The organism is Acinetobacter sp. RRD8, assembly GCF_031844225.1.
GTDB lineage: Bacteria > Pseudomonadota > Gammaproteobacteria > Pseudomonadales > Moraxellaceae > Acinetobacter.
Genome location: NZ_JAUZUU010000006.1, coordinates 45,161 through 64,623, shown reverse-complemented (window position 1 = coordinate 64,623; position 19,463 = coordinate 45,161). Strand labels below are relative to the sequence as shown.

The window sequence follows — 19,463 nt, the reverse complement described above, 5'->3', positions numbered from 1 at the left end:
TTGCGAAAAACTAGTCTTCATCGCCTTGATTTCTACTGTTACTTTTAGCCACCAAAGTGCCTAACATAATGATAAAGGTACTCACGCCGCCAATTAACAGGCTCATCAGCCCCATTTCCAGCATAAAATTGCTATCGCCAGTCTCAGGGGCACCCCATAGAAATTGAAGACGATCGCCAAAAACAAAATTGATTGCACATACAATCAGAAAACCAATCAAGGTGGCAATCAGTAAAGTAACCACCAAGTTCTTCCACATTTTACATCCGACGAACAGGATGATCATGGCCAGTCCAACCATGGTGATGATGGATATAAGTAACACACTGTTCCAGTAATCCATGAGACTCACTCATATTTGGTTTTAAATTAAAATCAAGAAATTCTTATAGTTAATTTTTCCAATTGAATTTTAATATAGGTGGATTTTTATACGCAAACAATGACGATAACTATCTTAAAACTACAAATACTAATTTACCCAAAGTTATAAAATACAATGACTTAGTAAAATCTTGCTGGGTACTGAACGATTTTGATTAACATAAAGTAACACAAACACAACGTGTATTTATTGTTTAGCTTCGCTAAAGCTTAAATGCAAATGATAAAGCTCAAGCGAATCAGCTTGAAATGCTTTAAAAAACAAGAATTGAGCTACTTTTATAAGAAAAATAAATAATAAATATAAAAAACTTGAATATTTTCTGATTTAGGCTATGCTGTCTTTAACTAGAAAAAAGCGTTGTTTAGTTAAGCTTCTTTAAGTGCCGCAGTATTATTTATAATCCTCAGTTTTTTCAGATCTTTATTTCAATTCTTGTTGTTTTTCCAAGTTATCCATAGTCATTTGCATGACTAAAATTATTAAAATTTAACAGGTTATATTATGTCTACTACAGTTACCGGTACAGTAAAATGGTTTAACGAAACTAAAGGTTTTGGTTTTATTCAACAAGAATCAGGTCCTGACGTTTTTGCACACTTTAAAGAAATCAGCAGTTCTGGTTTCAAAACTTTGTTTGAAGGTCAGCGCGTTTCTTTTAGCGTGGTTGATGGTCAAAAAGGTCCAAATGCGATCAATATCGTTGCGCTATAATTTAGCACAGCAATAAGAAAAAGCACCTTCAGGTGCTTTTTTTAGCTCTGAAGATTCATAATTTTGGTGAAAGGTTTTCTACTCCTCTATTTAGCTCATTAACAGTGAATTTTTAAGAATCATGTTCTGAATCATTGCTGTTGTAAGCGTTGCTCTATAAAGAAATAGAAATGAAAAACCCCTGGCATCTGCCAGGGGTTTTCCGTATGGGTTCGCTTGGTATAACTCCTGTCGTACCTTACTTTCCTTGTATTTATCTATTGTTATTCTTGTGTGGAACCTCCTGTTCCTGTTAAAGCTATCATAGGAAATTTCCACTATTCAAAACAGCCGCAAAGTGCTGGAATCGATGTAAGCCAATGCTTACAAGAATAGACAGAGATAATAGATTTCAAATGTTTAACAAATTGAGTATCTATAAAAAAAGGAAGCTCACGCTCATTGCTGTCCCACAATTTTTCACAAGAGGAAGCTCATTTGAGCTTCCTCTTGTTTTATGGGTATTTTATCGGGTGAAAATAAAGCTTTTAAAGTTCTTCTTTCAAACAAATTCACTTGAATTATTCTGAGTAAACGTTGAACTGTCCAACCTGTTTTCCCTAAATGTTGAGCGAAACTCACCAATAAATAGGCGATCATCGCAATCCAGATTTGTGTCTGAATTGCGTTCCTGCTGCGGCCTAGAAACGCTTTTAATTTGAGATTCTGCTTAATCGCCTTAAAGAACAGCTCAACTTTCCAACGATCTTTATAAATCGCCGCAATGGTGGAGGCGGCTAAATGAAAGTTATTGCTGAGAAAGCTAAAGTGCTTGCCACTTTGCTGATCTCTATATTCAATTCTTCTTAACACTGGGGCTTTTCTTTTTAGGGCATGTGCGCTATTCAGCTGAATGGTTTCATCTTTTAGAATACCTTTGGATTCAAGCACTGGATGTTGCTGGATCACCTGATACACAGATTTAGGCCTAAAACGTGTGACAAATCCAATGTTTTGAGCAGTCAGATTTGCATACCATTGGTAATCGACATAGCCTTTATCAAAAACTACAATGCTGCCAGCAGGAAACTGGAATTTGCGGCCTTGTACCATGTCATTTTCTTTGCCATTTTCAACTGCAACAAACTCAGGAATATCATTGCTGTGATTCAATCCTATGCTGAGTTTCATGCTGGCTTTTGAGTCGTGAACTTTGGCCCATTCAGATAAGGAAAGCGACAGGTCAATATGACTGGCATCCAAGGAATACAAGGGATTCTTAAAGCGAAATTTATGAGCTACTTTTGAGTGTTCATAGTATTTAAGCAACTTGTGAAATAGCTGTTGATACAAGGCAGCAGGCTGCTGCTCATTGATTCGTGCCAGCGTGCTTCGGGGAATAGACTTTGCTCCGAGATGACTTAGCTTTTCCTGTTGGCACTCCAAATTGGATTGAATATCTCTCAGACTTTGTCTACAAGAGAATTGAGACATCAATATGGCAATAAACTGATCCCACCGGGAAGCCGCTCTAAATTTCTGTCCAACATGGTGTACTTTAGCAAGTTGTTCAAAATCCTGTCGCACAACAGGTTTAATTAGCTCATGAAATACGGTATTCTGATGTGACAAAACCTGAATCCTGGTCGTTAAAGTGTTTGTTTGCACTCATATTTTAACTGTTAGGACTCAGGTTTTTTTATTTAAAGCAAACTATGGGACAGCAGTGAGCTCACGCTTCCTTTTCTATGCCAATCTAGGCTTAGATCCCGTATTTAACACGGTAATCTTCCATTTTCGCCAAAGCTTCTAGGTCGCCTTTCGCTTCCAGATAGTCCATTAAATCTTTCATGGTAATTAAGGCATGTACAGGAATCTCAAGCTCTTGCTGCACTTCCTGAATCGCAGATAAATCCCCCTGACCTTTCTCCTGGCGGTCTAGCGCTACCAAAACTCCAGCAATTTGAGCACCGGCATTCTTCAAAATAGTGACGACTTCACGAATCGCTGTGCCTGCCGTAATTACGTCATCAATGATCCAGACTTTTTTACCTTCTACAGAAGCACCAACCAATACGCCACCCTCGCCATGATCTTTGGCTTCTTTGCGATTAAAACCCCACGGCACACTTACCCCATGATTTTGCGACAGAGCCACAGCAGTTGCTGCCACAAAAGGAATGCCTTTATAGGCAGGGCCAAAAATCACTTCAACATGGTCACATTCAGTCAGTTTTGCAGCATAGCCAGAAGCCAGCAGTGTCAAGGCTTCACCATCATTCAACAGACCCGCATTAAAAAAATAGGGACTCACACGCCCCGATTTTAAAGTAAACTCACCAAATTTAAGCACACCGCGTGATAATGCGAGTTCGATAAAAGCTTGTGGGTTAAACTGAGCTGGCGTTGACATGAGGTGCTCCTAAATCCATTAATTAAGGTAAGACTTGCGCATGATACCAAAGAGTAGCTATCCAGGTGATCAAAAAATTCTTCGCGTCGTTTCAATTAATGTCAACGGCTTACGCTCATCTGTCACCAAAGGTCTATTAGAATGGATGGAACAGTCGGATGCCGACGTGATTTGCATGCAGGAAAGCCGGATCACGCATGCGCAGTGGACGGACAAATTCAAGCCTGAAGGCTGGTACACGCACCTGTTTCCTGCCGAGCGTCCGGGTTATGCCGGTACTGCCATTTATAGCCGTCTGCCTTTTGTGTCTCTGACCGATGGCTTGGGTTTTGAACTGGCCGATTCACAAGGCCGTTTTATTGCCGCTGAATTTAACTTGGGTCTAGAACAAACTGTACAGATCTGTTCCCTGTATCTGCCTTCGGGTTCATCAGGCGATGAAGCACAAGCGCGTAAAGATCACTTTCTGGAAGAATACGCAAAAATCCTGAAACAGTGGCGCGATGAAAATAAATCGGTGATTGTCTGCGGTGACTACAATATCGTGCATAAACGTATCGATATTAAAAACTGGTCGGGTAACCAGAAAGCCTCGGGCTGTTTACCGCACGAACGTGCCTGGCTAGATCATATCTACGATGAGCTTGGTTATGTTGATACTTTCCGTGAAGTGCGTAAAGAAGCCGAGTTATATTCCTGGTGGTCAAACCGTGGACAGGCGCGTGCTAAGAATGTTGGTTGGCGGATTGATTATCATGCTTGTTCTCCGGACTGGAAAGAGCGCACCGTTAATGCTTGGGTCTATAAAGAACGATGGTTTAGCGACCACGCCCCCGTGATCATCGACTATAAATTATAATTTTCATTATTTAATTCAGTGAACACACGTTCACTGAATTAAGGTTTATCTCTTACATAACATGACGTATTTTTTGGGTTTATCTCAATGTAATAACATAGCATTATAGCGCTACGGCACAAGGACATGTCAGGACGACGACACAAGGACAGGACGCCGTAGGACGAAAATAAAACAGACTATAGATTTAGCTTGTTTTGCATGGATGTGACATTGGACGTTGGATTGAGACCCGCATGATCAGGATGATTAAATGCGGGTTTTCTATTTCTATCATTCCCAAATTTCTATTTTTCTTATTATTTAGATTGTTCTTTTTCTTGCTGCTCATATTAAAGCTGCTTGATGTCATTTTGATGACATGACTTTTCTGCTATTTAAAATTTTTTCCTTTTTTTCATTTGCTTTTGCATGGTCTGCTGCTGCCAATTTAGTTAAGCTAGTTCATGATTTAAATTTTTTAGATGGCAGCTATGTTAAAAATTTACGGAATTAAAAATTGTAGTTCGATGAAGAAGGCCTTTGATCTGCTGACGGAGCAAGGTCTGAGTTATGAATTTCATGACTATAAAAAACAGGGCATCGATGCTGAAACCGTCAAAACCTGGCTGGATGCCTTGGGTCAAGATGTGGTTCTGAATAAGAAAGGCACTACTTGGCGTAAACTCAGTGAAGAAGAGCAACAGACCGCCCTGTCGAGTGAAGATGCATTAATTAATGCATTAACTACCCATACCAGTTTAATTAAACGTCCAATCTTGGCAACCTCTACAGGATTTATTGCCGGTTTTGATGAAATAGCTTATCGTGGCTTGGATCACTAATCTCTTGCTCTAAATTGTATTCATAAAAAAAGCCTGACATTGGTCAGGCTTTTGTAAACCTACTTAAAATAAATTAGTTGGCACGAATCCAGGTCTGGTTACGACCCAATGCCGCTACGCCGATAAAACCACGTAGCTCAAGCTTCTTGCCACCGTCTGCTAGCTGGCCTTTCAACTTATAGGTTTTACCAGATTGCGGATCCAGGATCGAACCGCTGTCATAGCTAGTCCCGCCAGCATTTTTTAGACCTTTAACAATGGTCAGGCCTTTCAGAGATTTGTTGTGATATGGACCTTCACATTTCTTGCAGGCATTTTCTTCACCTGGAGTTAACACAGACTGAATACTGGCTGACAAAGTGCCGTTCTTTTGTTCAGTGAATTTAACCATGGCCTTAGGCTGCTTGGTTTTATCATCAATGGTTTTCCATACCGTGCCATTTAAAGGATCCGCGGCATTAGCCAGTGCAGATAAGCCTAGTAGTCCTAACGTAAGCGCTATTTTTTTCATTTTTCTTCATTTCCTTAGTCTGAAAATAGACCCATGTAGTATTAAAAAGTCACAACAATTTTTCAATTTTTAGCTGTGACTATTTAGTGTAACCTTGTAAATATGGTTGGTAAATAATCTACACGATCAATAAAAGCACAAAAAGATGGAAGGAAGATGAAGATAAGCCCGCTAACGAAACAATTAATTACAGAAAGCTTTTTAAAAACGGCCATTCGTGCCCCGAGCAGATTCAGTCTTCCACCGAGTTCAATGCGCATTGCTCTGGAACAGATGTGCAAACTTTTCCCTCAGGATAAAACGGTACAGATTCGCTCGCTCCGACTGGCCGGACTGCGCGCGGAAGAAATTAAGCCGCAGCAGGAATCGACCCAGCTGATTTTTCATATTCATGGCGGCGCATTTTACTTAGGTTCTTTAAATACCCATCGCGCCTTTATGACTCAAATTGCGGCTCGAACCCAGATGCAGGTACTGCATGTCGATTATCCGCTATCACCTGAATCTGCCTATCCGGAAGCATTAGAAGCCTTGTTTGATGTCTATAATCTGCTGCTGGATCAAGGTGTTCAGGCCAAAGATATTATTCTGTCCGGCGATTCTTGCGGTGCCAATCTGGCCTTGGCGCTAGCACTCAAAATACAGCAGGAAAGTCTTCCACAGGTCAGCGGTCTGATTCTGCTGTCTCCACTGCTAGATTTAACGTTGACCAGTGAATCTTTACGTTATAACCAGAAGCATGATGCCCTGCTGTCTCTGGAAACAGTTCAAACCGGGATTGAATATTATGTACCGCGTTCAATTGATCGGGGTGATCCGGAAGTTTCTCCTTTTTTTGCCGATTTAACCGGTTTGCCACCGATTCATATTCAGGTAGGTTCCAAGGAAATTCTGCTGGATGATGCTAGCCGTTTTAAAGAAAAAGCGGAACAGGCGGGTGTCGAGGTCGAATTTAAACTGTATACCGGCATGTGGCACAACTTCCAGATGTTCAGTGCCTGGTTCGATGAAGCCAAGCAGGCCCTGACCGATCTTGCAGAATTTGCCCATCGTCTGGACCGAGATTAACCATAATTCAATGCATAAAAAAGGTCAGCCGTAGCTGACCTTTGAAAAGAGGTTTTAGATTTTTAAATGGCCTGAACTTGCTGCAATGCAGTTTGCAATGCTTGGGCTTTAACCGCTTCGCCCATGTTCACTCCTTCAGCACGAATCACTTCGATATCATTCACACCGGTAAAGTTAAACACGGTTTTCAGGAAAGCCTCCTGAAAATCAGCCGGGCTTTGCTCGCCATAGACACCACCACGGCTGCTGGCGATATACACTTTTTTATTGCCCGCCAGACCCACAGGACCTTGTTCGGTATATTTAAAGGTACGTCCCGCGACACAGATCCGGTCAATCCAGGCTTTTAAGGTCGATGGCAAACCGAAGTTATACATCGCTGCACCAATTACCACGATATCTGCCTGCAAATATTGCTCTAAAATTTCCTCGTCCAATGCCGTCTGTTCTGCATTCTGCCCCATTAAAATTTCGGCGGTAAGATGGGGAATAGGCTGTGCAGCCAGATCCAGGTATTCAACTTCAATGATCTCAGCATATTTTTGCTGCAATTGTTCCACCACGGCCTGAGTCAACTGACGCGAAATAGAGGCATCTCCTAAAATACTGGAATCAATCTGTAAAACTTTCATGGCTTCACTCTTTATCTTTGGTTATTTCTAACAATGCAGCCATTTTAACGATTGACTATATTGAAATAATTAGCACAAATAAAACACATCATCCTGAATTTAGAACAAAACTGTATGCCTCTTAACCTCTTTAAGTTTGATTAGAACCCTTTGACATAGCCTAGATCACTTGTGCTATAGGTAAAGACTGAGCAGATGAGGTATCAACTAAATCACAAAAATGTTTTAAATATTTTTGTTTATCAAGCATTCAAACTTATGTTATCTTGTGTAAATAAAGCTATAAATATCCAATAAGTCTTAAAAAATCTGCCATAACAATTAAAGTCAGACCGGGACCATGAAGCGAATATCGCCTGTATTAGAAAAAGTGCTAAGACACAGAATCAAGAAATATCTGGTCGAAGATGAAGTCGTGATGAACTGGCGCATCCTGAAGAAATGCATCCTGATGCTGACCTTGGGATGCGGTGTACATCTGACCTAACTCGGCTGGGACCTGTTTGTTTTATTCAATCCTGAGTATTGGCAATATGTACAGATTGAACGGGTTCATTCGCAAGTCGTGCTGAACGGCAGTTTTTTATTGATTTTAGCCGTGCTGGTTTATCCTTGTTATAAATTTCAGGGCAACCGTCTGGTGGAACGTTATCTGCCCTATCTGGCAGTCGGCACTTTTGTGGTTTCGCTATGCCGGGATGCCTATATTGTCGGTGTGATCAGTCCGGTCGCTACTACCGCTTACGTTTGCTTAATTATGGTCGGTCTGGTACTGTTTCATCGCACGCTAGTGTATAGCATGCTGATTCCTGCTTCCATTTTTCTGGATGGATGTGCCTATTTAAGTTTCAGTCATCAATTGCCTTATTCACCGCTATTTAATATCGATGACAAGCTTTTCTATAATGGTTTCTGGCTGTTATCGATGCTGTATTTCATTTTGCCAATTCTGGCCGTCTGCATGGTGTTATTCGAGATTCTGCTGAGTCAGTGGCGGCATCGCGAGCAGCTAATCAAACAGCTGAGCCAGATCGATCCGCTTACCAATCTGTTTAACCGCCGTAGTATCAACCAATGTCTGGATAAACTGAATGCCGCAGCCACTCCAAATTATGCTTTAGTGTTATTAGATCTGGATCATTTCAAGAAAATTAATGATCACTATGGCCATCATAAGGGCGATGAAACCTTAGTCGAAGTGAGTGCCGTGCTGAACCAGCAATTACGCGAAAGTGATGTGGTCGGCCGTTTTGGTGGGGAAGAATTTATTCTCGTGCTTAAAAATACCAGTCTGGAAAAAGCCGAACAAGTGGCTGAACGCTGCCGCATTGCCATTCAGCAATTGCAGATTTTCAGTGATGAAGGTGAGCTGATTCCGGTGACCGCCAGTTTCGGGATTGCCATTTCTAGCGCGGAATTACGCCCGCAACAGTTATTAAGTCAGGCCGATCAGGCGCTTTATCAGGCCAAAGCCGGTGGGCGTAATCTGGTCAAAGCCTATGCTGAACCGGTGCCAGCACAGATGCAGGTTTCTTAAACGGGTTCAGCTTTTTTTAAGAACTAAATTATGGATTTTCACTTTGAGCCAGTGCTTGCAGCTGTGCCAGCAATTCTGCCTCGCTAAAAGCACCGGTTAAACGTAAACCCCTAATTTCCTGCTGCTGCGCATTCAAGAATAAATACGTCGGCGGCCCGAGAATTTCCCATTGGTTTAACAGCGCTTGATGAGAGACATTATATTGGCTTAAATCCAGCTTGATCAGGAAATATGGCGCAAGCGCCTGCTGTACCGCTGCAGATTTTAAAATACGATGTTCGATCGGCTGACAGGCAACACACCAGTCGGCGTAGACATCAATAATAATCTTTTGCCCTTGTGGTGCCCTGTCCAAAATCTGCTGAAATTCTGCTGCACTACGTGCCACATGCCACTTGGCTTCTGTGCTCGCCTGCTCCACAAAAAAACGCTGACTGTGCTGATATTGGCTATAAGCGATATAGGGCACGGCCAGTACCAGACACAGGATATATAGCCATCTCAAACCGGTACGATGCCAGAAAATCCGGAACAGCACATAAGCCACGAAGGTCATACCCAAAGCTAGGGATAACCATTGTAAAGCGGCTTCTGAAATCAGTGGGCGAATAAAATACAGCGCCAGCGCCAGCATGATAAAGGCAAAGAGCACTTTGATCTGATTCATCCAGTGCCCGGCTTTAGGCAGAATCCGTGCACCCAGAATACTGGCCAGTAATAAAGGCGTCCCCATTCCAAAACCCAGGGTAAACAGCAGTAAAGCCCCCTGCCACTGACTTTGCGTCTGGGAAATAAACAATAATGCACCTGCCAGCGGTGCGGTCATGCATGGTCCCACCAGAAGCGCCGAAATCATGCCCATAACGCCGGCACTGACCAGACTACCTCCCTGCTGCATGGCCTGTGCCCGATCCAGACGATGAACCAGACGTTGCGGCAATTTGATTTCAAACAGGCCAAACAGATTCAGCGCAAACAGGACAAACAGGATGCTAAATGCGATCAGGGTTCCCGGTTGCTGCAACCAGCGCTGGAAGTTCAGACCAGCTGAAGACACAATTAGGCCAAGTACTGCATAGACAGCGGCCATACTGCTGACAAAAGTCAGTGCAATCATCCAGGCTTTCAGACCTTTACTGTCACGTACGATCAACGAGGTCAGAATTGGCAGCATCGGCAAGGAACACGGGGTGAAAGCCAGTAAAATTCCCAAGCCGAAGAACAGTAAAAGCCCATAGCCCAAAGAGCGCTCAAGCAACTGGGCTGACCATTTCTGGTCTTGTGCTGCATAAGGTTCGGTTTGTGTGTTGGCTGATGCAGAGATTTCATCTGCTGTAGATTCTGAGGAATCCACTGTATTAAACAGGGTGTTGTGTTGCAGTGATGAAGTATTCAGATCAAGTAAACGCTTTGCTCCTGATCCGGCAGCTTCGAATTGCACCAGACCGGACAAATCGGTCTTGAACTGAATGGTTTGTGGCGGATAACAGATCCGGTCTTTGGCACAGCCCTGCCAGCTGACCTGATAGGATTGCCCCGCCTGAGTCGGAATTTGAAACTTTAACTGCTGATAATAAACCTGGGTATGTCCATAGTTATCATCATACAAATCTTCAGCGGGTGGCAACTCAAACGATACCGGCTGGTTGCCCTGCCAAACTTCAATTTTATGCTGATACAGATAATAGTTGTCCGGAATCTGCCAGCTCAGTTCAGCCTGCTGCTGACTGGTGGAGATCACGCTCACAGGAAAAGCCTGCTCGGCAGACAACAATGCCGTTTCCGCCTGAGCAGGACTGCTGAACAAGGTGCTTCCCAAAATAACCGGGGCAAGCATTTTCCCCCAGGTCGGGAACTGCGAGTATTTCATCATCTGTGAGTTGAATAACTTAGAACAGCACAGAGAAACCTAAGCCTGAGAAGTAACTTCGATCTGCACCATCCAGATCTACACCGACATTCGCATCCAATTGGACACGGTCGTTTAAGGCATACATAACCCCGGTACCGAGCGCGTATTGATTATCGACACTTTCAGCTTTACGGTAAATCAGTTCAGAATAACCTGACCAGCGATCAGTAATGCGGTAGCCTAGAGAAGGAATCGCAGACACTGCCCAGTTGCTGTCCTGCCATTCATAACGCATGGTCAATGCGGTACTGACCAAGTCATTATATTGATACGACACGACAGAACCTAAGCTGTAAATATCTTCTTCATTAGTGAAACCGGTATTGCCTGTTGCAATGATGGCTTCGGCCAGCAAAGCCATACTGAGTTTGTCATCATCCAGATCAATGGCCTTTTTCAGACCAATACTAACATCGCCCAGACCATCATCTTCTTCGGTCTGGCCATTGGATTTCACTTGGGTCCAGGTCGGGCCAGCCCAACCTAAACGCAATTCCAGATCATCACTGAGTCCGGTACGTAACAACATATCTGCACTGAGTGTGGTCGCGGTCTGATCGCCCGACTTGCTATAACGCGCTGTAGGCAAGCCTTGCTCCCAAGCGACATTTCCGACTGGCGTAATTCCAGTACTCAGACCCTCACCTGGTCGATCAAATTCAAAATCTGCTGCGAAAAGCTGTGCACTACAACCGGCCAGTGCAATCAAACCCAAGGTTTTTAATGTTGTCATGTTGGAGCTCTTTATTAAAATTTAACTGAGTTCTTTGGTCATTTTTGCGCCATGCTTGCGAAGCAGTTCTAGCGTCTGTTTTTCTTCATCCAAGGCTTCTGACCAGTTGATTTCATCAAAATCACAATCAAAGAATAGATCACTAATAGAAGATAAAATAGTCATGCCATCTTCATCTTTGCTATTTGGATCGACTTTTTCATCCAGTAAACGCTGTACAGCCGGTGCACATGCGGCACTCGCGGCATCCCAGAGCGGGCCATAAATTTCTTCTGTATCCCACAGATGCAGATTCACTTTGGCCTGGATCAGTTCTTCCAGAATCTGTAAATGTACTGCCAAACGTGCCTGTTTCTCATCTTCTGAAAGTGGTGTTCCGGCTTCATATAGCTCACACACCTCTTCCCACCATTTGAACAGGCCATCTGACCAGACCGAAATCACCGGACCTTTGTCATGATCAATAAAATTCGGGTTGAGTCCATCTGCCAGCAGCTGTTTGACCTGGTCCAGATTTAATTCTTCGAGTGCTTGCACAAAAAGCTGTTGTTGCGCAGTTAACATGATGGAGCTCACTTTGATTCGTTTTCGACTATTATGCCGAATAAAGCAGGATTTGTTGTGCTTCTCATAACTATATTTTTGTTTAATACGAAAAAAGCCCCGCAGGGCTTTTTCAAATCGGTTCGGCTTAGTCTTCGATATCCGCAGTATCTGTGTCTGCTAGTTCGAGAGCACCAGGACGAACATTGTCTTTTTTCTCGATCACATGTTCCAGACTACGCTTTAGTCGGTCAATTGCACCATGGATCGCAGTATCGACATTATGGCCACGGTGATTAACTACGACAGGTTTCAAGCCTGCAGGACGCGCTTCAATCATACAGCGAATATCGTCATCGCCGCCTTTGGCGCCATTTTCATCACTGAGATGGACTGAAAAATGAGTAATACGTTCGCTGTGGCGCTGGAATTCTTGATTTAATTCTTCCCGTACATAAGTAATTAAACGATCACTATTCTGAATGTGGTTATCGGTACGAAGTTCAATATTCATATATTACCATCCTCAATCTTTGTAACTTTTGAGTGCAAAATTTTTTATCTTGGCACGTTTGTAGCTTGCTGTTTCGCATCGCATTTCACTTCTTCAAATGATTGGAATCACACCCTCCATTTTGAATGATGAACACATTTTTGAGTCTGCAGAATCGTGTCCTTATATCTTGAATATCGGCTGTATCTGGGAAATATGCAAGTGATATTTTGGTTTTTTAGCAAAAGAATAATCCATTGTGACAACTGCTTACTCAGCTCAAAAATGCAGGATTTTTCAAACGGCAATTGCGCAACTCTTCACACGATTTAATTTGAAATGTTTTTTAAGCCAGACCGATAAATCGCTTAAATAACACTCGACCAGAAAACCTAAAAAAAGAGAAATTAAAAGTATTTTTTTATGGAAATTAGCTCACTTTTATCTAATAATTTTTCTTATAAGATCAGCGCCTAGTCAGCCTTACAGTCCTGAATAGATCATTTGCTTTATCATTATTTAGTTGCTTTTGCATAACCGGGAAAAATACTCTTTCGTCATTCGAAAATAATAAACTGCAAAAATGATTTTCAATTGAAATATAAGACCGATCACTCTTATTTTAGGATGCCGAGAATAGGCCTATAAAACGACCGTCATTTGAGATTTTAAAAGCAGCTTCATTACACAAACCAAACAAAGCTATTCAGCCTCAGGCCCAAATTAATTACTAAACAATCTGTATATTCCCCCTATTTTTACTGGTTTTCTAAACTCATCATCCTGAATTGAAGTGATTTTATATTTTTAGTCCTACATTCAGTCTTTTAAGGCACTACATATTCAACTTTATTTAAAAAATAATGCTTTAGAAAAGCATCAGCGAAAGACAATGAAAAATTAGGAAGGTGATCGTCTTTATTCAACTCATGAAGGCTGAAATATATTTAAGTCAGCGATCACTTTTAACTTTATTTTTACTTATTAATCTGTATGCTTATTCTGCTTTCTCGGGGGGATAGATTTAAATGAAATTTACACAACTTGCGGCACTTTGTGCATTGGCTTCAACTGCTGTATTTGCTCAAGCAAAACCAGTTTGGCAGGACTTTAGCGTTACAGGTCTTTATGGTGAAAACTATGAAGTTGTAGACGATCAGCAAACTACTTTAACTGTTGAATATGCTGCAAAAGTTAAATATGCAGATGTATTCTTCTTTATGGATCGTCTGCGCGGTGGCGATGATGTTAAAAGTACGTACTTTGAGTTATCACCACGTTTAAGCTTAAGCGAAGTTACAGGCCAAAAACTTGCCTTTGGTCCAGTGAAAGATGTGCTTATTTCAACAACGTGGGAAGGTTCAGATAATGCGGACAACTTCCTATATGGCGTGGGCTTTGACCTTGATATCCCATACTTTCAGTATGCTAGCTTGAATCTTTATCGTGCAAATAATGAAAAAGTGTTTGGCAATAAAGACGATTATCAAATGACGCTTACCTATGGTGTGCCATTTAAACTGGGTGCTGAAGACTTTCTTGTAGATGGCTTCCTTGATTGGTCAACTGCTGAAAAAGACGCTCAAGCAAGCGAGTTAAACTGGACTACACAGTGGAAATGGAATGCGGGCAAACACATTTCTCCAGACACCCGTTTATACCTCGGCGTTGAACATTCAGTGTGGAACAACAAGTTTGGTCTTAAAAATCAAGACGAAAACAATGTCAGCGCACTTGTGAAATATCATTTCTAATTGATGTATGATCAAAGGCAGAACTCCGGTTCTGCTTTTTTTTAAACTGTGATTTCAGCTCACCTCTACCAGAACAAGAATATGCCTGATTTTGACATTCGCCCTGCGACCGAACATGATCTTGAAACCATCCTCGAGATTTATAATCAGGAAGTACTCTATGGTACTGCGACCTGGAACAGAACGGCCTTTGATTTGAACTATTTCAAAATCTGGTTTAAGCAACTTAAAAATCAGAATTTCCCGGTTTTTGTGGTTGAAGATACTCAAAATCAAGTCATTGCTGGCTATGCCTGTTATGATCAGTTTCGTAGTATTCAGGGCTTTCAACAGACGGTAGAACATTCGATCTTTTTAAATCCAGATTATGCAGGGCAAGGTTTAGGTTCTCAATTATTGCAGTATTTAATTGAACAGGCTCAAGTACAGAAACTGCATATCATGGTCGCGGCGATTGATTCTGAAAACACTTCATCGATTCGTCTGCATGAAAAACTGGGTTTCGTTCAAACTGCCTATATGCCGCAAGTTGGACAGAAGTTTGGGCAATGGCGTGATTTGGTACTCTTACAACTCAATCTGGATCAAGCTTGATTCATTCTTAGTTTAAAACTATTCCAGAACTGCTTTCTGGACACTACTCTTCAGCTTTTTAATACTTGGCCATCACGATATTTTGTTGTTATCCAGTTTAATAAGCACAAGTTCTATTTACTTATACGAGCGGCTATGTTTTATTCAGCTCAAAATCATACTGAATAACACCATGTATAAATCTCTATTGTCTATTGGTCTTTTAAGTTTAAGTATGCTCACTTTTGCTGATTCAGACTTTGAAAAAGAGCTCCGTTCAGGCTGTAGCAAAGTGCAAAGCTATGCAAATAATGGCAAAAAATTCTACGACCAAAAACAATATCAAAAGGCCGCAGCGCAATTTGAGCAACAAGCCGCATGGTCATCATTTTGTGTGATGAATGTAGAAGATGGCGGTACAGCTTTTTCTGAACGTGATATCACCACAGCGTTTAATAATGTCGGCATAAGTTATGCCAAGCTGGGCAAGCCGCAATGGGCACGCGCCTGGTTCTCCATTTTCCCAAATGCTAAAGCTAGCCAGTTCAATCTAAAACAGTTGCCTGCCCCACAAAAACCGAAGAATCTTGCAGGAAAATATGTTCGTTATGCAGGTTTTGGTCAATGGAATACGATGGAAGTTAAACGGACTTCGAATGCCTACCAGATTGAGTTTAATGGACTCTATATGGGTTTACGCAGTCTGATTTATGGTCCTAATCTGGGAGAATTTTCAACCCGTATGTCGCTGAATAAAGCTCAGGCCAATTACAGCGTAGAAGATTGCAAAATTGATTTGAAATTTCAGTTTAACGCTCAAATTGGACAACAGATTGTGGTGAATAGCAACAATCCAATGTCTTGCGGTTTTGGCCATAATGTCTCAGCGGATGGCATGTATTTAAAGGTTGAGTGATTGCTGATTCAGCGATATCTTATTCCCCTATAACAAACATAATATTCAAAATATTACAGGGAAAATATGGCTAAATTTCTAAATACCAGTGCAACCAATTTTTTCTTAGAAGAACTCATTAAAAATGCCAAAGAACGTCTAATTTTAATCAGTCCGTATTTACGTCTCAATGACCGTATTAAAGAATTATTAGAAGACAAAGACCGGTTAAAAATTGATGTTCGCATTGTCTATGGCAAAAGTGATTTGCATCCTGAAGAAATCAAATGGATTCAAAAACTGGACTATGTGCGTTTGAGTTTCTGCAAAAACCTGCATGCAAAGTGCTATCTCAATGAATCGGAATGTATTATTTCGAGTTTGAATTTATATGAATTTAGCCAGGTCAATAACAATGAAATGGGCATTTCAGTTCGTAAGTATGAAGATGATGAGGTTTTTAAAGATGCGTATGAAGAAGCGCAGCGTATTATTCGGATTAGCGAAGAAGTCCGGATCAGCTTAGATGAAGTCAAAGCTAATCCGAACACTGAGGATTTAGGTCAAACTGATGAAGAAGCTAATGCCTTTAGTAAATTGACCACCTCCAAACTGGCTGCCAAATATAAAATTAAAACAGCAGATTTACTTGAAAAGTTAGTGGATAAAGGCTTTTTAAAGCTGAATGACACGGGTAAACATTTTTTAACTGACCAAGGCAAATCCATCGGTGGTGAATACCGTCCAAGTCAGTACGGCGGCTATTTTTTATGGAATGAAAATACGGAGATCTAATCCCTCCATTATTCAAAAAAGAAAATTCCCCTCTCTTTAAGAGATGAGAAGCTCTGCTTCGTAAGAGGAGATTTAAAATTTAATCCCTCCAAACCTCCCTTTCTTACGCTTCGATATAAAGCAGTGCTTATATCTTGCTTAGGGAGGCTTTTTCCCTCTCCTTCTAGGAGAGGATTAGGGAGAGGTAAATAAAGATAAACCCTCATCCCCCGCCTTCTCCCATAGGAGAAGGAGCTAAAAGCCTTAAATCGCCACCAACTCCCGAATACCTTTCTCAGGCATTTCACTGCCCACACCTTGCGCCACAACCTGCCCACGTGCCATCACGGTATAAGCATCAGCAAGTTCTTCAGCAAAATCATAGAATTGCTCTACCAACACAATCGCCATCTCACCACCATCAGCAAGTTTACGAATCACCCGTCCAATGTCTTTAATAATGGATGGCTGAATACCTTCAGTCGGTTCATCCAAAATCAGCACACGCGGTTCAGAAGCAAGTGCTCGTGCAATGGCAAGCTGCTGCTGCTGACCACCAGACAAATCTCCGCCACGGCGATGCTTCATTTCCTCCAAGACAGGGAAAATTTCATAGAGATGCTCAGGCACTTTGCGTGTCTTTGCGCCTTTAAATTTCGCCATGCCAATCAGGAGGTTTTCCTCAACCGTCAGCGTTGAAAAAATATCGCGACCTTGGGGCACATAAGCCAGACCTGCACGGACACGCTGTTCAGGACTGAGTTTCGAAATGTCCTTGCCATCCAGCAAAATCTGTCCGGATTTAATCGGTAAAATACCCATCAGACATTTAAGGAGCGTGGTTTTCCCTACACCATTGCGCCCAAGCACCACCGAACACTCACCCACAGGTGCAGTCAACGACACATCACGTAAAATATGACTGCCACCATAAAATTGATTGACGTCTTTGACTTCTAACATCACGGTCTCCTTAACGTCCTAAATACTTTTCAATGACATCTTCATTGGCTTGTACTTCTGCCAATGTGCCTTCTGCTAAAATTGCGCCTTGTGCCAATACCGTGACTTTTTCACTAATCGTATCGATAAAGCTCATGTCATGCTCAACCACAACGAGGGTGTGATTTTTCTTGAGTTCTAAACACAGCTCCGCCGTACGCTCGGTTTCGGCATCGGTCATGCCTGCTACAGGTTCATCCAGTAAAATCAGTTTTGGACGTTGCATCAACAACATGCCGATTTCTAACCATTGCTTTTGACCATGCGACAGCAAGCCAGCAGGTTTATTAATGAACTCTTGCAGACGAATTTGCGCAAGTGATTCATCCAGGGCATTTTGGGCATCGGGATCGAGTTTGCTAAAGAAACTCTTTTTCACGCGCTTGTCTTTGGGTGCTGCTAGAAGCAGATTTTCCATGACGCTGAAATTTTCAAACACCGTCGGTTTTTGGAATTTACGTCCAATGCCTGCTTCAGCAATTTGCTCGGTACTCATTTTGGCTAGGTCATAGTTTTGCCCGAAAAATGCAGCGCCTTCAGTTGGACGGGTTTTTCCGGTAATCACATCCATGAGGGTGGTTTTCCCCGCCCCGTTCGGTCCAATAATGCAGCGTAATTCCCCTTCTTCAATGTAGAGCGACAAATCATTTAAGGCACGAAAAGCATCAAACCAGACGCTGACTTTTTCTAAATACAGCGCAATACCGTGGGTAAAGTCCGCGCCTTGTTCTTTAGGACGACCATAGCCTTCAGTGGCATGACCACCATGCGGTTGTAGGATCTCGCTCATTCGCTACGCTCCTTTTTAAAACGGTCAAACAGACCAACAATGCCTTTTGGCAGGAGGATGGTCACTACAATAAATAACGTACCCAAAATCAACAGCCATGCTTCAGGATAAGCCGAAGTAAAATAGGTTTTTACTCCATTGATTAAGCCTGCCCCAATCAATGGACCAATCAGCGTGCCACGTCCACCCGCTGCCACCCAGACTGCCATTTCAATCGAGTTCACCGGGTTCATTTCACTTGGGTTAATAATGCCGGCTTGTGGCACATACAGTGCCCCTGCAATGCCTGCAATCACCGCAGATAGCACCCATGCCGAGAGCTTGTACCACAAGGTACGGTAGCCCAAATATTGCAGACGGTTTTCGCTGTCACGAATTGCACCGAGTACACGGCCATAAGGTTTATTCATTAAATGACGTAAACCAATAAAGCACAGCAACAATACCAAAGCGGTGATAAAGCACAAACTTGCCCGCATCGATGCCGAGGTAATGTCCAGGCCTAAAATGGTTTTAAAACCGGTAAAGCCGTTGTTGCCACCAAAGCCGGTTTCATTACGGAAGAAAAGTAATGCAGCGGCAAAAGTCATAGCTTGGGTAATAATCGAGAAATACACGCCTTTAATTTTGGAACGGAAGGCAAAGAAGCCGAAAATAAAGGCGATGATGCCCGGCACTAATACCACCAATACCAATGACCAAAGGAAGTATTCCGTACCGACCCAAAACCATGGCACTTCCGTCCAACTAAGGAAGCGCATAAAGTCAGGAATGCCATCCCCTGCAGACTGGCGCATTAAGTACATCCCAAAGGCATAACCGCCAAGGGCAAAGTACAAACCATGTCCTAAACTTAAAATTCCGGCATAGCCCCAAACTAAATCCAGTGCCAAAGCGACCAGAGCCAAACACATGATTTTGCCAATCAAGGTGACCCAATACGCAGATAAATGCAGGGTTGAATCGGCAGGTAACAGGTGTAACCATGGCAATGCCAATAAAATGGCAAAGCATACGGCAATCGCAATGCCACTATGCGGTTTGTCGGATAATAATTGTGTAATCTTCATGT

20 protein-coding genes and 1 pseudogene are annotated in these 19,463 nt (G+C 42.3%); 9 read left to right on the top strand and 12 right to left on the bottom strand.

The window, feature by feature from the left end; translation table 11 throughout:
* Nucleotides 1-10: 10 nt before the first annotated feature.
* Nucleotides 11-343: a hypothetical protein gene (locus Q9R24_RS08105; protein WP_005105347.1), complete on the bottom strand. Its 333-nt coding sequence runs from the start codon at nt 341-343 to the stop codon at nt 11-13.
* A gap of 546 nt (nt 344-889) precedes the next feature.
* Here Q9R24_RS08105 and Q9R24_RS08100 point away from each other — a divergent pair.
* Nucleotides 890-1,099 carry a cold-shock protein gene (locus tag Q9R24_RS08100; RefSeq protein ID WP_004281299.1) on the top strand — a complete coding sequence of 70 codons (210 nt, stop codon included), beginning with the start codon at nt 890-892 and terminating at the stop codon, nt 1,097-1,099.
* A 459-nt stretch (nt 1,100-1,558) separates the two neighbouring features.
* Here Q9R24_RS08100 and Q9R24_RS08095 read toward each other — a convergent pair whose 3' ends face one another.
* Nucleotides 1,559-2,710 carry an IS4-like element ISAbe18 family transposase gene (locus Q9R24_RS08095; RefSeq protein ID WP_311204010.1) on the bottom strand — a complete coding sequence of 384 codons (1,152 nt, stop codon included), beginning with the start codon at nt 2,708-2,710 and terminating at the stop codon, nt 1,559-1,561.
* A gap of 130 nt (nt 2,711-2,840) precedes the next feature.
* Nucleotides 2,841-3,491: an orotate phosphoribosyltransferase gene (gene pyrE, locus Q9R24_RS08090; RefSeq protein ID WP_005267676.1), complete on the bottom strand. Its 651-nt coding sequence runs from the start codon at nt 3,489-3,491 to the stop codon at nt 2,841-2,843.
* Between the two features lie 40 nt (nt 3,492-3,531).
* On the opposite strand from pyrE, the gene Q9R24_RS08085 reads away from it, so the two are divergent.
* Together Q9R24_RS08085 and Q9R24_RS08080 are read left to right on the top strand one after the other, a co-directional pair.
* On the top strand, nt 3,532-4,350 hold the full coding sequence (locus tag Q9R24_RS08085; protein WP_311204009.1) for an exodeoxyribonuclease III: 819 nt from the start codon (nt 3,532-3,534) through the stop codon (nt 4,348-4,350).
* 473 nt (nt 4,351-4,823) lie between these two features.
* Nucleotides 4,824-5,174: a Spx/MgsR family RNA polymerase-binding regulatory protein gene (locus Q9R24_RS08080; protein WP_311204008.1), complete on the top strand. Its 351-nt coding sequence runs from the start codon at nt 4,824-4,826 to the stop codon at nt 5,172-5,174.
* A gap of 73 nt (nt 5,175-5,247) precedes the next feature.
* On the opposite strand, the gene Q9R24_RS08075 is transcribed toward Q9R24_RS08080, so the two are convergent.
* Complete coding sequence (locus tag Q9R24_RS08075; protein WP_005105342.1) at nt 5,248-5,685, bottom strand: DUF2147 domain-containing protein; 438 nt, start codon at nt 5,683-5,685, stop codon at nt 5,248-5,250.
* A 156-nt stretch (nt 5,686-5,841) separates the two neighbouring features.
* Between Q9R24_RS08075 and Q9R24_RS08070 the strand changes: the two genes are divergently transcribed.
* The gene (locus tag Q9R24_RS08070; protein WP_044108817.1) at nt 5,842-6,753 is read left to right on the top strand and encodes an alpha/beta hydrolase; all 912 of its coding nucleotides are present in this window, start codon (nt 5,842-5,844) and stop codon (nt 6,751-6,753) included.
* A 62-nt stretch (nt 6,754-6,815) separates the two neighbouring features.
* Here Q9R24_RS08070 and Q9R24_RS08065 read toward each other — a convergent pair whose 3' ends face one another.
* The gene (locus Q9R24_RS08065) at nt 6,816-7,385 is read right to left on the bottom strand and encodes an NAD(P)H-dependent oxidoreductase (protein ID WP_311204007.1); all 570 of its coding nucleotides are present in this window, start codon (nt 7,383-7,385) and stop codon (nt 6,816-6,818) included.
* A 340-nt stretch (nt 7,386-7,725) separates the two neighbouring features.
* On the opposite strand from Q9R24_RS08065, the pseudogene Q9R24_RS08060 reads away from it, so the two are divergent.
* Nucleotides 7,726-8,922, top strand: a pseudogene (locus Q9R24_RS08060) (GGDEF domain-containing protein).
* Between the two features lie 28 nt (nt 8,923-8,950).
* On the opposite strand, the gene dsbD reads toward Q9R24_RS08060, so the two are convergent.
* The 4 genes from dsbD to Q9R24_RS08040 form a co-directional block, all read right to left on the bottom strand.
* Complete coding sequence (gene dsbD / locus Q9R24_RS08055; protein ID WP_311204065.1) at nt 8,951-10,792, bottom strand: protein-disulfide reductase DsbD; 1,842 nt, start codon at nt 10,790-10,792, stop codon at nt 8,951-8,953.
* 19 nt (nt 10,793-10,811) lie between these two features.
* Nucleotides 10,812-11,567 (bottom strand): transporter, encoded by a 756-nt coding sequence (locus Q9R24_RS08050; protein ID WP_114540932.1) that lies wholly within the window; start codon nt 11,565-11,567, stop codon nt 10,812-10,814.
* A gap of 21 nt (nt 11,568-11,588) precedes the next feature.
* Nucleotides 11,589-12,131 (bottom strand): ankyrin repeat domain-containing protein, encoded by a 543-nt coding sequence (locus tag Q9R24_RS08045; protein WP_129716226.1) that lies wholly within the window; start codon nt 12,129-12,131, stop codon nt 11,589-11,591.
* Between the two features lie 127 nt (nt 12,132-12,258).
* On the bottom strand, nt 12,259-12,624 hold the full coding sequence (locus tag Q9R24_RS08040; protein WP_004647220.1) for an HPF/RaiA family ribosome-associated protein: 366 nt from the start codon (nt 12,622-12,624) through the stop codon (nt 12,259-12,261).
* A gap of 1,007 nt (nt 12,625-13,631) precedes the next feature.
* Between Q9R24_RS08040 and Q9R24_RS08035 the strand changes: the two genes are divergently transcribed.
* From Q9R24_RS08035 to Q9R24_RS08020, 4 genes are all read left to right on the top strand, one after another.
* The gene (locus tag Q9R24_RS08035; protein WP_164543173.1) at nt 13,632-14,357 is read left to right on the top strand and encodes an outer membrane protein OmpK; all 726 of its coding nucleotides are present in this window, start codon (nt 13,632-13,634) and stop codon (nt 14,355-14,357) included.
* 81 nt (nt 14,358-14,438) lie between these two features.
* On the top strand, nt 14,439-14,951 hold the full coding sequence (locus tag Q9R24_RS08030; RefSeq protein WP_311204006.1) for an N-acetyltransferase family protein: 513 nt from the start codon (nt 14,439-14,441) through the stop codon (nt 14,949-14,951).
* A 172-nt stretch (nt 14,952-15,123) separates the two neighbouring features.
* Nucleotides 15,124-15,846, top strand: coding sequence for a hypothetical protein (locus Q9R24_RS08025; RefSeq protein WP_311204005.1), 723 nt, complete (start codon nt 15,124-15,126; stop codon nt 15,844-15,846).
* 66 nt (nt 15,847-15,912) lie between these two features.
* Nucleotides 15,913-16,620 carry a phospholipase D family protein gene (locus tag Q9R24_RS08020; RefSeq protein WP_004281281.1) on the top strand — a complete coding sequence of 236 codons (708 nt, stop codon included), beginning with the start codon at nt 15,913-15,915 and terminating at the stop codon, nt 16,618-16,620.
* 243 nt (nt 16,621-16,863) lie between these two features.
* Here Q9R24_RS08020 and urtE read toward each other — a convergent pair whose 3' ends face one another.
* From urtE to urtC, 3 genes are read right to left on the bottom strand one after another with little or no spacing between them, the layout of a single operon-like run.
* The gene (gene urtE, locus Q9R24_RS08015; protein WP_311204004.1) at nt 16,864-17,562 is read right to left on the bottom strand and encodes an urea ABC transporter ATP-binding subunit UrtE; all 699 of its coding nucleotides are present in this window, start codon (nt 17,560-17,562) and stop codon (nt 16,864-16,866) included.
* Nucleotides 17,563-17,572: 10 nt separating this feature from the next.
* The gene (gene urtD, locus Q9R24_RS08010; protein ID WP_311204003.1) at nt 17,573-18,391 is read right to left on the bottom strand and encodes an urea ABC transporter ATP-binding protein UrtD; all 819 of its coding nucleotides are present in this window, start codon (nt 18,389-18,391) and stop codon (nt 17,573-17,575) included.
* Nucleotides 18,388-19,461 carry an urea ABC transporter permease subunit UrtC gene (gene urtC / locus Q9R24_RS08005; RefSeq protein WP_311204002.1) on the bottom strand — a complete coding sequence of 358 codons (1,074 nt, stop codon included), beginning with the start codon at nt 19,459-19,461 and terminating at the stop codon, nt 18,388-18,390. Before urtC ends, urtD begins: the two co-directional genes overlap by 4 nt.
* Nucleotides 19,462-19,463: the final 2 nt, after the last annotated feature.

Excerpts from the sequence above, each read along its gene's own strand:
- Q9R24_RS08050 (WP_114540932.1), bottom strand. The coding sequence starts at position 11,567 with ATGACAACATTAAAAACCTTGGGTTTGATTGCACTGGCCGGTTGTAGT.
- Q9R24_RS08040 (WP_004647220.1), bottom strand. The coding sequence starts at position 12,624 with ATGAATATTGAACTTCGTACCGATAACCACATTCAGAATAGTGATCGT.
- Q9R24_RS08080 (WP_311204008.1), top strand. The coding sequence starts at position 4,824 with ATGTTAAAAATTTACGGAATTAAAAATTGTAGTTCGATGAAGAAGGCC.
- Q9R24_RS08075 (WP_005105342.1), bottom strand. The coding sequence starts at position 5,685 with ATGAAAAAAATAGCGCTTACGTTAGGACTACTAGGCTTATCTGCACTG.
- Q9R24_RS08100 (WP_004281299.1), top strand. The coding sequence starts at position 890 with ATGTCTACTACAGTTACCGGTACAGTAAAATGGTTTAACGAAACTAAA.
- Q9R24_RS08045 (WP_129716226.1), bottom strand. The coding sequence starts at position 12,131 with ATGTTAACTGCGCAACAACAGCTTTTTGTGCAAGCACTCGAAGAATTA.
- Q9R24_RS08085 (WP_311204009.1), top strand. The coding sequence starts at position 3,532 with ATGATACCAAAGAGTAGCTATCCAGGTGATCAAAAAATTCTTCGCGTC.
- Q9R24_RS08070 (WP_044108817.1), top strand. The coding sequence starts at position 5,842 with ATGAAGATAAGCCCGCTAACGAAACAATTAATTACAGAAAGCTTTTTA.
- dsbD (WP_311204065.1), bottom strand. The coding sequence starts at position 10,792 with ATGAAATACTCGCAGTTCCCGACCTGGGGGAAAATGCTTGCCCCGGTT.
- urtC (WP_311204002.1), bottom strand. The coding sequence starts at position 19,461 with ATGAAGATTACACAATTATTATCCGACAAACCGCATAGTGGCATTGCG.
- Q9R24_RS08025 (WP_311204005.1), top strand. The coding sequence starts at position 15,124 with ATGTATAAATCTCTATTGTCTATTGGTCTTTTAAGTTTAAGTATGCTC.
- pyrE (WP_005267676.1), bottom strand. The coding sequence starts at position 3,491 with ATGTCAACGCCAGCTCAGTTTAACCCACAAGCTTTTATCGAACTCGCA.
- Q9R24_RS08105 (WP_005105347.1), bottom strand. The coding sequence starts at position 343 with ATGGATTACTGGAACAGTGTGTTACTTATATCCATCATCACCATGGTT.
- Q9R24_RS08030 (WP_311204006.1), top strand. The coding sequence starts at position 14,439 with ATGCCTGATTTTGACATTCGCCCTGCGACCGAACATGATCTTGAAACC.
- Q9R24_RS08065 (WP_311204007.1), bottom strand. The coding sequence starts at position 7,385 with ATGAAAGTTTTACAGATTGATTCCAGTATTTTAGGAGATGCCTCTATT.
- Q9R24_RS08035 (WP_164543173.1), top strand. The coding sequence starts at position 13,632 with ATGAAATTTACACAACTTGCGGCACTTTGTGCATTGGCTTCAACTGCT.
- Q9R24_RS08020 (WP_004281281.1), top strand. The coding sequence starts at position 15,913 with ATGGCTAAATTTCTAAATACCAGTGCAACCAATTTTTTCTTAGAAGAA.
- urtE (WP_311204004.1), bottom strand. The coding sequence starts at position 17,562 with ATGTTAGAAGTCAAAGACGTCAATCAATTTTATGGTGGCAGTCATATT.
- urtD (WP_311204003.1), bottom strand. The coding sequence starts at position 18,391 with ATGAGCGAGATCCTACAACCGCATGGTGGTCATGCCACTGAAGGCTAT.